Origin of the sequence: Saccharopolyspora sp. NPDC000359, assembly GCF_040300525.1 — a bacterium.
Classification (GTDB): Bacteria; Actinomycetota; Actinomycetes; order Mycobacteriales; family Pseudonocardiaceae; genus Saccharopolyspora.
Genome location: NZ_JBEPDU010000033.1, coordinates 43,579 through 57,562, shown reverse-complemented (window position 1 = coordinate 57,562; position 13,984 = coordinate 43,579). Strand labels below are relative to the sequence as shown.

Here is a 13,984-nt window from a genome sequence, read left to right as displayed (position 1 = left end):
ATGACCTGGGTCTTCCTGGTGACCTTCGGCCTGCTGTGCGTGGCCGGGCTGCTGGTACTGGTGCGGTTGATCCTGGGCAGCACCACGCTGGACCGGATCGCCGCGGTCGACGTGTTCGTGACCATGATCATCGCCGCGACCTGCGTGAGCATGGGCTGGCTGCAGGACGGCTCGAACATCGCGCTGCTGGCCGCCTTCGCGCTGCTGGCCTTCATCGGGTCGATCAGCGCTGCCCGGTTGGTGGAGAAGAAGGAGCCGTACCGATGAGCCTGCTGGACGTCTTCTCCGCGGTGTGCCTCATCGGCGGCGCGCTGTCCTGCCTGCTCGGCGCCATCGGCCTGCTGAGCTTCCCGGACGTGCTGGCCCGCCTGCAGGCCGCCACCAAGCCGCAGACCCTGGGGCTGGTCCTGATCCTGATCGGCACCGCGGTGCAGCTGGACTTCGTCTACGCCTCCGGCCTGGTGCTGGTGGGGCTGTTCCAGATGTTGACCTCGCCGGTGATGGCGCAGCTGGTGGGCCGGGCGGCCTACCGCGCGGACAGCATCCGCCGGGACACCCTGGTGGTGGACGAGCTCGGCGATCGGATCGAGCGGGAGCGCCGGGTGCGCTGATCCGATCCGGCACATCTCGAACGCGACTGGTCACAGTCCGCGCGGCCTGTGATCAAATGGTCCTGTACGGGTGACCACGAAAGTGTCGGCTGTCCGACGCTGCGCAGAAGGATGTGGAGCCATCATGGGGCGGACCGGCCGCGCGCTCGCTGGCCTGGCGATCGTGTTGTCCCTGTTCTGGGCCCCGGCGGCGGCCTCGGCCGAGGAGGCCCCCGCGCCCCCGCCGACCGTCGTGCTGGCGCAGGAGCCACCGCCCGCCCCGCCGGCCGAGCAGCCTCCCGCGGACGCGGGCGCCGACGCGCGCCAGCGGATGGGGATCGGCATCGCGGGCTTGGTGCTGATCGGCCTGGTGCTGCTGTCGCGCCGCCTCCGCAAGAAGCCGGTGCTGTTCGTCAAGTGGAAGAAGTCGTAGGTCTGGGAAAACCGGGTGACCGGTCTGTTCTTTGTGAAATGATTTCGCTGTCAATTCTCGCCATGGACTAGACCTGACGGCGAACCTGTGGGATTTTCACAACAGACTACGTGCGTAGGCGCAAGCCACACGAGGTGACACCCGTCCCTGACGTGCGTAGATCGGGGCGAACGCCCCCCACGGACGTGGGCCGGCACCGGGAAGCCCCCCGACCGGTGCCGGCCCACACCCTTGTCCGGACCCGTCTCCGCCGTTGGTTGAATGTGAAATCAATGCGCGTTGAGAACTGTTCCACCCAGGCACGGGGGTGGCTTTCGAGTCCGTGCGAACCCCCGGGGTTTCAGCCGAGCTGAATCGAGACCACCCGTTCGTCGCAGCGGGAGTACCAGTGGGCTAGACGTTCGCCATCGGCACCGCGCGGGTGATCCCCATGATGCAGGATGGGCGGCAAATGAGTACTCCGCCCGCTCCGCACCGCACCCCCGGCCACCCCGCCGCCGCGCGCTGCCGCACCACGGTGCTGCGCCACGAGCACGAGCTGGTCGAGTTCTCCCACCGCATCCACGCCGAAGCGGAACTCGCCTTCGAGGAGCACCGCAGCGCGGCCGCGGTCGCTGACCTGCTCGACCGCCACGGCTTCGCGGTCCGCACCCCGGTGGCCGGGCTGGACACCGCGCTGGTCGCCGAGTTCGGCAGCGGTGACCTGGTGGTGGCGGTCTGCGCCGAGTACGACGCGCTGCCGGAGGTCGGGCACGCCTGCGGGCACAACATCATCGCCGCGGCCGCGGTCGGTGCCGCCCTGGCGCTCGCCGAGGTCGCCGACGAGCTCGGCATGACGGTCCGGCTGGTCGGCACCCCGGCGGAGGAGACCGGCGGCGGCAAGGTGCTGATGCTGGAGCGCGGCGTGTTCGACGACGTGGCGATGGCGATGATGGTGCACCCGGGCCCGGAGGAGGTCTGCCGCCCGACCTCGCTGGCCATCACCGACCTGGAGGTCCGCTACACCGGCCGCGCGGCGCACGCCGCCTCCGCCCCGCAGTTGGGCCGGAACGCGGCCGACGCGCTGACCGTCGCGCAGGTCGCCATCGGCCTGCTGCGCCAGCACCTCGAGCCGCAGCAGATGGTGCACGGTATCGTCACCGCAGGTGGCGCGGCGCCGAACATCGTTCCCGCGCGCACCGCGGCGGTCTACAACTTGCGCGCTGCCGAAGCGCGCTCCCTGCAGCGCCTGGAGAACCGCATCCGGGCCTGCTTCGAGGCGGGCGCGACAGCGACCGGGTGCACGCACGAGGTCGTGCAGGTCTCCCCGGCCTACGCGGAGTTGGACCCCGACGGCTGGCTGTCGGAGGCGTACCGCCGCGCGATCACCGAGCTCGGGCGGAACCCGCTCGACCGGGGTGCTGAGCAGGGCCGGGTCATCGGCAGCACCGACATGGGCAACCTGACCCAGAACCTGCCCGCGATCCACCCGATGATCGCGATCGACTGCGGCGACGCGGTCAACCACCAGGCGGAGTTCGCCGCGGCCTGCGCGACCCCGACCGCCGACCGGGCGGTGCTCGACGGAGCGGTGGCGATGGCCTGGACCGCGGTGGCCGCAGCGGCGGACGTCGCGCAACGGGACCGCCTGCTGGCGGGCGTGCGCGAGCGGTCCGAGCGGAGTTCGTCGGAACAGTTCTGCACACCGGGAAGCGGCGCGCACCGCGGACCGGGTGCGGGTGCCCAGCAGGACGAGGGCGTGGCGTGAGCGCTGGCTCCCGCCCGTGCCCCGAACTGGGTGCGGACACCCCGCAAGACAGTGGAGGAATGGCGTGACCGTGGTGGATTCCCGTGGCTCGGACCCGGGGCGGCCCTCGAACAGCGGTTCGGCGGTGGAGGACGTGGACTGGTCGGCGGAGCGCACCGCCGGGCCGGGCACCCTGCTCGCACCGGGCGTGGACGGGCCGTCCGCGCCGATCGGCAGGACCATGTCCGGGGTGGACACCAGTGTCGGGGCCGTGGCGGATCTGGGCGCCGGTCGCGGGCCGTCCTGGCTGGACTCCTGGCTGGACGAGAACGCCCAGCGGGTGGTGGCCTGGCGGCGGCACATCCACGCCTATCCCGAGCTCTCCCGCGCCGAGCACGAGACCACGGCCTTCCTCGCGGACCGGCTCACCCGTGCTGGGCTGAAGCCGGAGGTGCTGCCGGTCGGCACCGGCCTGATCTGCGACATCGGTGAGGAGCGCCCCGGGGCCCGCACCGTGGCGCTGCGCGCGGACATCGACGCGCTGCCGCTGACCGAGGCCACCGGCCTGCCCTACTCCTCCACTGTGGACGGAGTTGCGCACGCCTGCGGCCACGACGCGCACACCACGGTCGCGCTGGGCGCCGCGCTGGCCCTGGCCGCCGCGCCGGAGCTGCCCGGCCGGGTGCGGTTGGTCTTCCAGCCCGCCGAGGAGGTGATGCCCGGCGGCGCGCTGGACGTGCTGGCCGCCGGGGGCCTCGACGGGGTGGACCGGATCTTCGGCCTGCACTGCGACCCGCGGCTGCCGGTGGGGCAGGTCGGCACCCGGGTCGGTGCCATCACCTCAGCCGCTGACCTGCTCGAACTCCGGCTGACCTCGCCCGGCGGGCACACCTCGCGGCCGCACCTGACCGCGGACCTGGTGCACGCGCTGGGCACCGTCATCACCGGCCTGCCGACGTTGCTGTCCCGCCGCGTCGACCCGCGCACCGGCACGGTTTTGACCTGGGGCGCGGTGCGCGCGGGGGAGGCGCCGAACGCCATCCCGCAGGACGGGGTGCTCACCGGCACGCTGCGCACCGGTGACCGCGACACCTGGGCCAAGCTGGAACCGCTGGTGCACGAGCTGGTGCACAGCCTGCTCGCGCCGCTCGGGGTCGGGTTCGACCTCCAGCACCGCCGCGGCGTGCCGCCGGTGGTCAACGACGACGAGAGCACCGAGCTGTTCCGCCAGGGCATCGAGGCGGGGCTCGGGGCGGCGGCCCTGGCCAGCACCCCGCAGTCGTCGGGTGGCGAGGACTTCGGCTGGTACCTGGAGCACGTGCCGGGCTCCTTCGCGCGGCTGGGCGTCCACTCCGGGGTCGGCCGGGTCAAGGACCTGCACCAGCCGACGTTCGCGCTGGACGAGCGGGCCCTGCTGGTGGGGGTCCGAGCAATGGTCCACACGGCCTTGCGTGCACTGGAGCACTGACGTCGGCAGGGGATTGCACCTGATCGAGGTGCATCCACCTCCAGCTGTATCTGGGAGCGGGGTTCGCTCCTCTATAAGGGCATGAGGACGAACATCACCTGCCCCGAAGATCGAACCCCGGCGCCAGTGGTCGAGTGGCCGCCCTCGGCCCGGCACGGCGCGATGACCTGGCTTGACGCCGAACGGCTGCTCGGCCCGGCCGGGCTCGCGGCGGGCTTGGCCGACGGCGAGTGGGTGCGGCCCTGGCACGGCGTCGTGGTCCCGGCGGCCCGCGCGCACGACCCGAGGACCCGCGCGGCGGCCGCCCTGCTGCGCGCCGGGCCGCACTCGGTGCTGTCCGGTCCGACTGCGGTGGCGATGCACGGCTGCGGCCCGGTCGACGAGGTCGTGGACGTGACCATCCCCTACGACCGCGAGCTGCGCTCGCAGCCGGACCTCGCCGTCCACCAGGCGTGGGTCCGGGAGTGCGACGTCGTGGAGCTGGACGGCCTGCGCACCCAAGCCCTCGACTTCGCGATCACCGAGCTGCTGTGCACCGGCGACCAGCGGCAAGCCCTGGACTGCCTGGAGCAGGCGCTCGGTCGGCTCGGCGAGCAGGCCGAGCGCTTCCGGGCGCTGGTCGGCGAGCGGATCGCCCGCCGCCGGGACCGCCGCGGCACCCGGCGGGCGAGCGCGCTGCTCGGGCTCGCCTGGGCGAAGCCGCGCCCGGAGCTGGTCGGGGGTGCGCGGTGAGGACTTCAGCGCGAGGGTCGGAACCAGTTCGCGGCCTGGGCCGCTTCGCGGGCGGCGGTGAACCGCGCGTAGGCGTCGTCGTAGGTGGCGCGATTGGCCTCGATGGGGCGCAGCGGTTCCGACGTGCCGACCAGCTCGCGGGCCACCTCGGTGGTGCTCCGGCCGGTCAGCAGGGACTGCGCGGTCACGGTCGCACCGCGGGCACCGGCCTGCTCATCGGTCGTGCGCACGACCGGCAGGCCGGTCACGTCGGCGATCACCTGCCGCCACAGTCGGTTCGCCGAACCCCCGCCGGTCAGCCGGAGCTCGGTGGGCTGCGCGGTGCTGGCCCGCAGGCAGTCGCGGATCGCCATGGCCAGCCCCTCCAGGCAGGCCCGCGCGATCTCGGCCGGACCGTGCTCCAGGCTCAGGCCGTGCAGGCTGCCGCGCGCGGCCGGGTCGTAGAACGGCGCGCGCTCCCCGGCCAGCGAGAGGTAGGGCAGCACCAGCAGGCCCCCGCTGCCCGGCTCGGCCTGTTCTGCGAGGTCGGTGAGGTCCTCCGGGTTCGGCAAGCCGAGCATCCGGCAGGCCCACTCCACGACCTCGGTACCGGACAGGGTGGCGCTGGCGAGCATCCACCGGCCCGGATCCGGCGTGCGCAGCGACATGCCGACGGGCGTGCGTTCAAGCCGCGGGCTGTCGCTGAGCACCTCGGTGCAGATCGTGGTGCCGAGGATGGTGCACGCCTGGCCCGGTTCGGTGACCCCGGCGCCGATGGCTGTGGAGATCACGTCGTAGGCCCCGAGCACCACCGGCGTCCCGGGCGGGACGCCGAGGCGTTCGGCAGCGAAGTCGCGCAGCGGAGCAATCCGCTGCTGGCCGTCCACCACCTCGGGCAGCAGCGGCCGCGCCCAGTCCAGCCCGAGCTCGGCGAGCACGGTGGGCGAGTACTGGCCGGTGCGCGCGTCGAGGAAGGGGTTCGAGGCCTCGGAGACGTCCCAGGCGAGGCGTCCGGTCAGGCAGTGGAACAGCCAACCGCCGCAGGTCAGCACGGTCGCGGACCGGTCGATCCGGGCCGGGTCGTGCTCGGCGAGCCAGCGCAGCTGCGCGTGCGGGAGGCCGCCGAAGCCGACCGATCCGTTGATCTTGAACAGCTCGGCGAGGACCCCGGACTCGGCCCAACCGGCGGCGATCTCGGATGCGCGGGCGTCGTTCCAGAGCAGTGCGGGACCGGTGGGGCCACCGGCGTCGTCGACCAGCCAGCACCCGTCGCCCTGCGCGGTGAGCGCCAGGGCAGCGACGTCGGACCCCGCTGCGGCGGTGAGCTCGGCAACGGTGTCCGCGACCGCGCTCCAGACCTCCTGCATGTCCTGCTCGGCCCAGCCGGGTCGGGGATGCTCGACCCGGGTCGGCCGCCGGGCGACCGCCAGCTCGGTCCCGTCCGCTGCGTAGGCGACGCTCTTCACCACCGAGGTGCCGGCGTCGATGCCGATGGTGATCACGGGCGTTCCCTCCAGATCCCGCCTACCGGGTCGGCCGGTGCGCGACCCGAGAACATCACAGCATCGAGTGTTAAAAATTTCAAGATGGGTGTTATGTTGGCGCTGGGATGTGACACCACGGTCCCGGTAGTGGACCACCACCGGAAGGACGCGACGTGCCGCCTCAACCCACCACCGATGCCCGGATCGACCTCGTGCTGCTCGACGTCGGCGGCCCGGTCTACGACGACCGCGCCTACCGCGACGCGCTGCTGCGCGCCACGCGCGAACTCGCCGCCGAGGCCGGGCGCGAGGTCGACGAAGCGGAGTTCCAGCAGGTCTACGACGAGCGGCGGCAGGCCCAGGGCGGCTCACTGCGCACCGCGATCGCCGAGCGGTTCCTGACCGCGGGTGCGCGCCAGCAGCTGTCCGACCGCGCCGAGCAGTACTGGGAGTACCCGCCGTCGGCGCTGCACGACGACGTCCTGCCCGCGCTGCGCCAGCTCGCCGGGCGCTACAAGATCGCGGTCGTGGCGAACCAGCGCGCGGTCGTGGTGGACGCCCTGCGCCGCGACGGCGTGGCCGAGTTCGTGGACGTCTGGGCGATCTCGGAGGTCGTCGGCGCGGAGAAGCCGGACCCGCGGATCTTCCAGCACGCGCTGCGGGAAGCCGGCGTCGACCCGCGCAACGCGGTGCACGTCGGCAACCGGTTGGACACCGACGTGCGCGGCGCCCACCGGGTCGGTCTGCGCGCGGTGTGGGTGGTGCGCGGCGAGGCCCCGCCGAACCCGACGCCCGAGCAGCTCGCCGAGCCGGACGTCGCGGTGTTCTCGATGGCGGAACTGCCGGAGGCGTTGGAGAAGCTGCAGGCCGCCGGATGACCAGCGGTCCACGCTCCGGGGAGGGGTGCTGATGGGAGAGCTCGTCGCAGGGGTCGACATCGCGACCGCGAACGTGCGGGTGCAGGTCCACGACCCGGTCGGTGCGGTGGTGGCTGCGGCCTCTCGGCCGCTGCCGCAGCCGGTTCGCTCGTCCGGCGGCCGGTCCGAGCAGGATGCGAGCGCGTGGTGGCCCGCGGTCCGCGACTGCCTGGCCGAGTGCGCAGCCGCGCTCGGGTCGCGCAGTGCCGAGATCACCTCGTTGGCGATCTCGGCGACCTCGGGCACGGTGGTCCCGGTCGACGGCAACGGAGACCCGCTCGGTGCGGCCCTGATGTACGACGACCGGCGTGCCGAGGCCGAGGCCAGGACCGCGGTCGAGGTGGGAGCGCTGCGCTGGGAGCGCACCGGCATCACCCCGTCGGCGGGTTCGGGCCTGGCCCGGATTGCCTGGTTGGCGCGGCACCTTCCGGAGGGGACCGCGCAGGTCTGCCACACCCCGGACGTCATCGCGCGGAAGCTGGTCGGGCTGCCGGTCGCCACCGACACCAGCCACGCGCTGAAGAGCGGCTACGACGCGGTTGCGGGGGAGTGGGCGACGGAGGTCTTCGACGCGCTCGAGGTGCCGTCCCGGCTGCTCCCGGAGGTCGTGCGGCCAACGGCGGTGCTCGGTGCGGTCGGCGCCGCGGCTGCGGCGGAGACCGGCCTGCCGCAGGGCTGCGAGGTGCGGGCCGGGATGACCGACGGGTGCGCGGGCCAGCTGGCGTGCGGGGCCGTCGACATCGGCCAGTTCGTGACCGTGCTGGGCACGACGCTGGTGCTCAAGGGCGTCTCGGCGGAGCTCGTGCACGACCCGGCCGGGGCGGTGTACAGCCACCTGCACCCGGACGGCCTGTGGCTGCCCGGCGGTGCGGCCAACATCGGCGGCTCCGCGTTGTCCGATGTGGACTCCTCGGAACTCGCGGCGCTGGACGAGGCGGCCACCGGGCGTGGCCCGGCGAGCGTGGTCAACTACCCGTTGCGCGGGGAGGGCGAGCGGTTCCCGTTCCTGGCCGAGCGGGCCGCGCAGTTCCTCCTCGGCACCCCGCAGGACCGGGTGGACGAGTACCGCTCCCGCCTCGAAGGCGTCGCCTTCTGCGAGCGGCTCGCGCTGGAACGCCTGGCGGACCTCGGCGCCCCGGCCACCGGCCCGGTGCGCACCGCGGGCGGCGGTGCCCGCAGCCTCGCCTGGTGCCAGATCAGGGCGTCGATCCTGGACCGACCGGTCCTGCGCGTCCAAGGTGCGGGCACCGCGCTCGGGGCGGCGCTGCTGGCGGCAAGCGGATCGACCCACCCGGACCTGAGCGCCGCAGCGATCGCGATGGTGCCCGAGGGCGAACTGGTCGAGCCGGTGCCCTCCGAGGTGCCCCCGCTCGACAGCAGCTACCAGCGCTTCCTCGGCGAGCTCCGGGACCGCGGCTGGCTCGCCGCAGCCTGAACCGCGAGGGCCATCGGTCGGCGGAGGTCAGCGCTCGGCGACCTCCAGCGCCACCCCCGCCGACCGGAGCTCGTCGAGCCGCGCGGCCGGGGTACCGGCATCGACCACGACCAGGTCGAACTCGGTCAGCGGGGCCAGCTCGTGCACCGCGCGCCGGTCGAACTTGGAGTGGTCCAGCAGCAGTACCCGCTTGCCCGCAGTCTCCATCAGCGCCCGCTTGACCTGGACCGTCTCCTGCGAGCGGTGCAGGCAGTGCCCGCCGACGACGGCGGTGGTGGACATGAACAGCACGTCCGACCGAAGGGTGCGGGCCGTGGTGGCGGTGTGCAGCCCGAGGAAGGCGTCGTAGGACGGCTGGTAGTCGCCGCCCAGGCCGATCAGGTGCAGCCCCGGCTCGCCGCTGAGCAGGTTGATCACCGACAGGAAGTTCGTCACGACGGTCAGCGGGGCCAGCGCCGGCAGCCGCTCGGCGACCGCCAGCGCGCTGGTGCTGTCGTCCAGGGCCACGACCTGGCCGGGGGAGACCAGCCGCGCGGCGTGCTCGGCGATGCAGGCCTTCTCCTCGGCGGCGTCGGCGATCCGGGCCCGCACCGAAGTCTCCAGCAGCGCGGTCGGCGTCGAGGTCGCCCCGCCCCGGACCTTGCGCAGCCAGCCCTGCTGCTCCAGCACGTCCAGGTCGCGGTGGATCGTCATGCCGCTGACGCCGTGCTTGGTGGCCAGCTCCTCGATGCGCACGAACCCGCTGGCCAGCACCTCCTGGCGGATCTCCTCGCGCCGGTCCTGCTGGCTGACCGGCGTGCCGCCTGCCTCGGCCACCCGAAACCCCTCACCTCAGAGCTCGTCGCCGCAGCTCCCACCCGGCACGCGACGGCGAGCGACCACGTGTGCAATCACCAGTGATTGTCACACGTGCGGCGTGATGTTCGGATCAGATGTCACGCGGGGAACCGGGACCGACGTTGCGGCAGGGCCGCTTCCGCAGCTTCTCGACGTAGTCCTCGGGGGCTCCGGCGGCCTCCGCGGCGTCAGCCATCACGCCGAGGTAGCGCGCTGACGGCAGCCCGCCCTCGTAGGCGTCGAGCACGTACAGCCAGGCCAGCACCGGCCCGTCCAGCGTCTGCACCCGCAGCCGGAGCTTCTTGTGCATGCCCAGCTCGGCGCCCTCCCAGTTGTCGAGCTGCCGCTCGTCCTCCGGGCTGACGTCGTAGAGCACCGTGAAGACCTGGGAACCCGGGCATTCGACGATGGTGGCGAGGGCGCCTTCCCAGCCGTAGTCCTCCCCGCCGAAGGTCAACCGCCAGTCCACCAGCCAGCCCGTACCCGCCATCGGCGAATGCGGCGCTCGCTTCAACATCTGGGCCGGATCCATGTTGGACCCGTACGCGGCGTACAGAGGCACGCCCAACAGGGTAGCGATCGAGAGCCCGGGTGGCGGACCAGACCGCGTCACAAAAGTGGGTATACACGAGCGGCTTCGGTCATCTCGACCGGTTTCGGGCACCCCGGGGAATCGCGGAGCGCAGCCGCCGACCCCGAGCTGGTGACCCTCGGTCGCGGCGGTGCTGTGGGGTGCACCACGGTGGTCATTTCGGGCGACACCACCCGAATCGACCGGACTACGCGCAGCGTACGGTGAGTCTGGCGCCCACACGGCAGGCATCGGGGAGGAACGCGAAGTGACCCGCATCGTGATCATGGGAGGCGGCCCGGCCGGTTACGAGGCGGCGCTGGTAGCCGCGTCGAACGGGGCGGACGTCACGCTGGTCGAGCCGGAGGGCCTCGGTGGGGCTTGCGTGCTCTACGACTGCGTGCCGTCGAAGACCTTCATCGCCTCCGCGGGGGCGCGCTCCGCCTACCGCGATGCCCGCGAGCTCGGCATCCGCGCGAAGACCGAGGACTCCGACGTCGACGTGGCCGTCGTGCACGGCCGGGTCAAGGGCCTCGCGCTCGCGCAGTCCGCTGACATCCGCTCCCGGGTCCGCCGCGAAGGCGTGAAGATCCTGCCCGGGCGGGCGCGCTTCACCAACCCAGCGAAGGGCATGGCGGTGCACCAGGTCGGCGTCGACCTCGCCGATGGCGGCTACCAGGAGCTGTCCGCCGACGTCGTGCTGATCGCCACCGGGGCCACGCCGCGGGTGCTCAAGGGCGCCGAGCCGGACGGGGAGCGCATCCTCAACTGGCGGCAGCTCTACGACCTGCCCGAACTGCCCGAGCACCTGGCCGTGATCGGCTCCGGTGTCACCGGTGTGGAGTTCGCCTCCGCCTACACCGAGATGGGCGTCAAGGTCACCATGATCTCCAGCCGTGACCGGGTGCTGCCGCACGAGGACGCCGACGCGGCCGCGGTGCTGGAGGAGGTGTTCGCCGAGCGCGGCACCGAGGTCGTCAAGCACGCGCGCGCCGAGAAGGTGGAGCGCACTGGCTCCGGGGTGCTGATCCACCTGGCCGACGGGCGGCAGGTGGAGGCCAGCCACGCGCTGATGACCGTCGGCTCGGTGCCCAACACCAGCGACATCGGGCTGGAGCGGATCGGCGTCGAGACCGACCGGGGCGGCTACATCCCGGTCGACCGGGTGTCGCGGACCTGCGTGCCGGGCGTCTACGCGGCTGGCGACTGCACCGGTCTGCTGCTGCTGGCCTCGGTGGCGGGCATGCAGGGCCGGATCGCGATGTGGCACGCGCTCGGCGAGGGGGTCACCCCGATCAAGCTCAAGACGGTCGCCGCGAACGTCTTCACCCACCCGGAGATCGCCACCGTCGGCATCAGCCAGCAGGCGATCGACAGCGGCGAGGTGCCGGCGCGGACCGTGATGATGCCGCTGGCCACCAACCCGCGCGCGAAGATGGAGGGGCTGCGCCGCGGTTTCCTCAAGGTCTTCTGCCGCCCGCAGACCGGTGTGGTGGTGGGCGGCGTCGTGGTGGCGCCCAACGCCAGCGAGCTGATCCTGCCGATCGCGCTCGCGGTGCAGAACCAGGTCACGGTGGACAACCTGGCCAACACGTTCTCGGTCTACCCGTCGCTGTCGGGTTCGCTCACCGAGGCCGGTCGGCTGCTGATGCGGCACGACGACCTGGACTGACCCGGTCCTCCCGCGCCTGCGGTGCGCAGGAGTCTGGCCGGGTACCCGCTGGGCAGGAGTGGCCATGACTGAGCTCCCGGTGCTGATCTACGACGGCGACTGCGGGTTCTGCACGCGCAGCGCGCGGCTGGCCGAGCGGCTGCCGGTGCGGGTGCGCGTGCTGGCCTGGCAGGAGGCCGACCTCGCCGCCTACCGGACGACGGCCGACCGGGCCCGGCACGAGGTGCTGTGGGTCGCGCCGTCCGGGCGGGTGTTCGGCGGCGCGGCCGCGGTCGCCGAGCTGCTCAAGGGCTGCCGACTGCCGTGGTCGGTGGCCGGTGCGGTGCTGGCCGCCCCGGTGGTGCGAGGGCTGGCCGAGCTGGTCTACCGGTGGGTTGCCGAGAACCGCTACCGGCTGCCCGGCGGCACACCGGCGTGCAGGTTGCCGGAAGAACAACGTCCCGGCCGCGGAGATCGTTCCTGAGCCCGGTGATCTCGGCCGAAAGTACGAGGATGCCGGGTGGCTTCCTGGCCGATCGGTTGACCTCACCTGACACATCGGCTGATCCGCCGCCCCTCTGCCGCGCCATAACTTGGATGTCGTCGGGGGTTGAACGGGCCGGTTCGCCCCGCTCCAGGGGATCGGCGGGGCGAACCGGCCCCCCAAGCGAGATTGGTGCGTCTTGGCACCAACGCGGTGTGGAAGAGCTGAGGTGGCCGAGATGTACGGCAAGGCGTTCGCGCCGGAGTTCCAGGGGCGGCTCCGGAACCTGTCGGTGAACACGAACTACGAGGAGGCGCTGGCCAAGGCGCGCGCGGAAGTGGCTCGCGCGGCGGAGGAAGGCGATGCTCTGGCGCTCGCCCAGGCGAGGTTGGTGGAGTCCGAGGCGTGCCGCCGGTTGGGGCGGATCGCCGAGGCGGACGTGGCGTGGCGCGCGAGCTACCGGGCCGCCCGGGACGCTGGCGAGCCGGGCGCGATGGCGTGGGCGCTGTGGAACGGCGGCACCCTGGCCCGGCAGCGGGGGCAGATGACCGGTGCGCTGCGCTGGCTCGGCCTCGCCCGCGACGCGGCGGTGCGGGCGGGCGACGTGGTGGCCTTGGGCTACTCGGTCGCCGGGATCGCCGAGACGCTGCGCATCCGGGGCGACTACGAGGAAGCCCGCGACCTGCACGAGAAGCTGCTCGCCGAGGCACGCAGGCGGGGCGAGACCCGGCACACCGTGTGGGCGCTCGAAGGGCTGGCCCAGCTCGACCGCAACGCCGGTGACCTGACCGCGGCGTGGGAGCGCTTCGCCGAGGCCGCGCAGATCGCCGAGGACGGCGGGGACGAGCGGGGGCTCGCCTGGGCGCTGCGCGGCCTGGCCGACGTGCTGTCGCTGCGCGGGGAGCACGACGAAGCGCTGCAGCTGCTGACCAAGGCCGAGCAGATCTGCCGCCGGATGGACCTGTCCAGCGCCCTGGCCTACAACCGGAAGATGCGCGGCAACGTCCTGTTCCGCGCGTGCTGGTACGGCGAGGCGGCGCGCACCTACCAGGAGGCGCAGAAGATGTTCCGCGCCATGAACGAACCGCGCGGTGCGGCGCTGGCCCAGCTGGGCCTGCTCAAGAGTCGCGACAAGCTGGGGCGACCACGACCAGCCACCGAGCGCGACCTGCTCGCCCTCCGGGACACGTTGGACGCCCGGGAGCACCGGCACACCCGGAAGATGGTGCAGGACGCGCTCGACGAACTCCTGGAACTGGTTGCTTAGTCGAGCTTGCCGATGCCGCAGCGGTTCTGGCGCGAACTCGGTCCAGTACCGCCTAATTCCAGTGTCGCCTGTGGACGGACATCTGCTCCTTGACAACTGCATTGTGATGCTCCCGTCGGTGTGAACGGGCAGGCCCGGGCGCCGCAGCAGAGCCCGTCGCCCTCGGCGGTCCCTGGTCGACTGGGCAGGCGGGCGCGGGGCACGTCCGGGCCGGTGCTGTCGAGCAGCGGCCGCGCCCCGTCGAGCAGTACCGGATTGGAGTCGTTCTCGACGCGGGCGGACGGGGTGCCGCCAAGCGCGCGGAAAAGGGTGCGACATCGTGGTGCGGGCTGCGTTAACCTGACCGCATGGTGCAGAAGCAGCTCTACCTCTGATCTCGCTCCCACTCACGGCCTCGCGGCGGCTTCGAT

General features: G+C 72.7%; 14 protein-coding genes. 11 read left to right on the top strand and 3 right to left on the bottom strand.

Annotation, left to right across the window (positions count from 1 at the left end; all coding sequences use genetic code 11):
* From ABT324_RS21170 to ABT324_RS21145, 6 genes are all read left to right on the top strand, one after another.
* Nucleotides 1-267, top strand: coding sequence for an MrpF/PhaF family protein (locus ABT324_RS21170; protein ID WP_351180095.1), 267 nt, complete (start codon nucleotides 1-3; stop codon nucleotides 265-267).
* Nucleotides 264-611: a monovalent cation/H(+) antiporter subunit G gene (gene mnhG / locus ABT324_RS21165; protein ID WP_351180092.1), complete on the top strand. Its 348-nt coding sequence runs from the start codon at nucleotides 264-266 to the stop codon at nucleotides 609-611. Before ABT324_RS21170 ends, mnhG begins: the two co-directional genes overlap by 4 nt.
* 124 nt (nucleotides 612-735) lie before the next feature.
* Nucleotides 736-1,023 (top strand): hypothetical protein, encoded by a 288-nt coding sequence (locus ABT324_RS21160; RefSeq protein ID WP_351180090.1) that lies wholly within the window; start codon nucleotides 736-738, stop codon nucleotides 1,021-1,023.
* Nucleotides 1,024-1,474: 451 nt separating this feature from the next.
* Nucleotides 1,475-2,770, top strand: coding sequence for a M20 family metallopeptidase (locus tag ABT324_RS21155; protein WP_351180087.1), 1,296 nt, complete (start codon nucleotides 1,475-1,477; stop codon nucleotides 2,768-2,770).
* A gap of 220 nt (nucleotides 2,771-2,990) precedes the next feature.
* Nucleotides 2,991-4,217 (top strand): amidohydrolase, encoded by a 1,227-nt coding sequence (locus tag ABT324_RS21150; protein WP_351180162.1) that lies wholly within the window; start codon nucleotides 2,991-2,993, stop codon nucleotides 4,215-4,217.
* Between the two features lie 81 nt (nucleotides 4,218-4,298).
* Nucleotides 4,299-4,949: a hypothetical protein gene (locus tag ABT324_RS21145; RefSeq protein ID WP_351180084.1), complete on the top strand. Its 651-nt coding sequence runs from the start codon at nucleotides 4,299-4,301 to the stop codon at nucleotides 4,947-4,949.
* Nucleotides 4,950-4,954: 5 nt separating this feature from the next.
* Here ABT324_RS21145 and ABT324_RS21140 read toward each other — a convergent pair whose 3' ends face one another.
* Entirely contained in the window at nucleotides 4,955-6,430 is a 1,476-nt protein-coding gene (locus tag ABT324_RS21140) for an FGGY family carbohydrate kinase (RefSeq protein WP_351180081.1), read from the bottom strand.
* A gap of 155 nt (nucleotides 6,431-6,585) precedes the next feature.
* On the opposite strand from ABT324_RS21140, the gene ABT324_RS21135 reads away from it, so the two are divergent.
* Entirely contained in the window at nucleotides 6,586-7,290 is a 705-nt protein-coding gene (locus ABT324_RS21135; RefSeq protein WP_351180078.1) for an HAD family hydrolase, read from the top strand.
* Nucleotides 7,291-7,321: 31 nt separating this feature from the next.
* Entirely contained in the window at nucleotides 7,322-8,764 is a 1,443-nt protein-coding gene (locus ABT324_RS21130; protein WP_351180075.1) for an FGGY-family carbohydrate kinase, read from the top strand.
* Nucleotides 8,765-8,791: 27 nt separating this feature from the next.
* Here ABT324_RS21130 and ABT324_RS21125 read toward each other — a convergent pair whose 3' ends face one another.
* Together ABT324_RS21125 and ABT324_RS21120 are read right to left on the bottom strand one after the other, a co-directional pair.
* A complete protein-coding gene (locus ABT324_RS21125; protein ID WP_351180072.1) occupies nucleotides 8,792-9,580 on the bottom strand; it encodes a DeoR/GlpR family DNA-binding transcription regulator in 789 nt (262 codons plus the stop codon).
* A 112-nt stretch (nucleotides 9,581-9,692) separates the two neighbouring features.
* The gene (locus tag ABT324_RS21120) at nucleotides 9,693-10,163 is read right to left on the bottom strand and encodes a gamma-glutamylcyclotransferase family protein (RefSeq protein WP_351180069.1); all 471 of its coding nucleotides are present in this window, start codon (nucleotides 10,161-10,163) and stop codon (nucleotides 9,693-9,695) included.
* Nucleotides 10,164-10,440: 277 nt separating this feature from the next.
* On the opposite strand from ABT324_RS21120, the gene ABT324_RS21115 reads away from it, so the two are divergent.
* The 3 genes from ABT324_RS21115 (at nucleotide 10,441) to ABT324_RS21105 (ending at nucleotide 13,574) form a co-directional block, all read left to right on the top strand.
* Complete coding sequence (locus tag ABT324_RS21115; protein WP_351180066.1) at nucleotides 10,441-11,844, top strand: NAD(P)H-quinone dehydrogenase; 1,404 nt, start codon at nucleotides 10,441-10,443, stop codon at nucleotides 11,842-11,844.
* Between the two features lie 64 nt (nucleotides 11,845-11,908).
* Entirely contained in the window at nucleotides 11,909-12,307 is a 399-nt protein-coding gene (locus tag ABT324_RS21110) for a thiol-disulfide oxidoreductase DCC family protein (protein ID WP_351180063.1), read from the top strand.
* 238 nt (nucleotides 12,308-12,545) lie between these two features.
* Nucleotides 12,546-13,574 carry a tetratricopeptide repeat protein gene (locus ABT324_RS21105; protein ID WP_351180161.1) on the top strand — a complete coding sequence of 343 codons (1,029 nt, stop codon included), beginning with the start codon at nucleotides 12,546-12,548 and terminating at the stop codon, nucleotides 13,572-13,574.
* Nucleotides 13,575-13,984 lie beyond the last annotated feature (410 nt).

Excerpts from the sequence above, each read along its gene's own strand:
- ABT324_RS21170 (WP_351180095.1), top strand. The coding sequence starts at position 1 with ATGACCTGGGTCTTCCTGGTGACCTTCGGCCTGCTGTGCGTGGCCGGG.
- mnhG (WP_351180092.1), top strand. The coding sequence starts at position 264 with ATGAGCCTGCTGGACGTCTTCTCCGCGGTGTGCCTCATCGGCGGCGCG.
- ABT324_RS21160 (WP_351180090.1), top strand. The coding sequence starts at position 736 with ATGGGGCGGACCGGCCGCGCGCTCGCTGGCCTGGCGATCGTGTTGTCC.
- ABT324_RS21155 (WP_351180087.1), top strand. The coding sequence starts at position 1,475 with ATGAGTACTCCGCCCGCTCCGCACCGCACCCCCGGCCACCCCGCCGCC.
- ABT324_RS21150 (WP_351180162.1), top strand. The coding sequence starts at position 2,991 with ATGTCCGGGGTGGACACCAGTGTCGGGGCCGTGGCGGATCTGGGCGCC.
- ABT324_RS21145 (WP_351180084.1), top strand. The coding sequence starts at position 4,299 with ATGAGGACGAACATCACCTGCCCCGAAGATCGAACCCCGGCGCCAGTG.
- ABT324_RS21130 (WP_351180075.1), top strand. The coding sequence starts at position 7,322 with ATGGGAGAGCTCGTCGCAGGGGTCGACATCGCGACCGCGAACGTGCGG.
- ABT324_RS21110 (WP_351180063.1), top strand. The coding sequence starts at position 11,909 with ATGACTGAGCTCCCGGTGCTGATCTACGACGGCGACTGCGGGTTCTGC.
- ABT324_RS21105 (WP_351180161.1), top strand. The coding sequence starts at position 12,546 with ATGTACGGCAAGGCGTTCGCGCCGGAGTTCCAGGGGCGGCTCCGGAAC.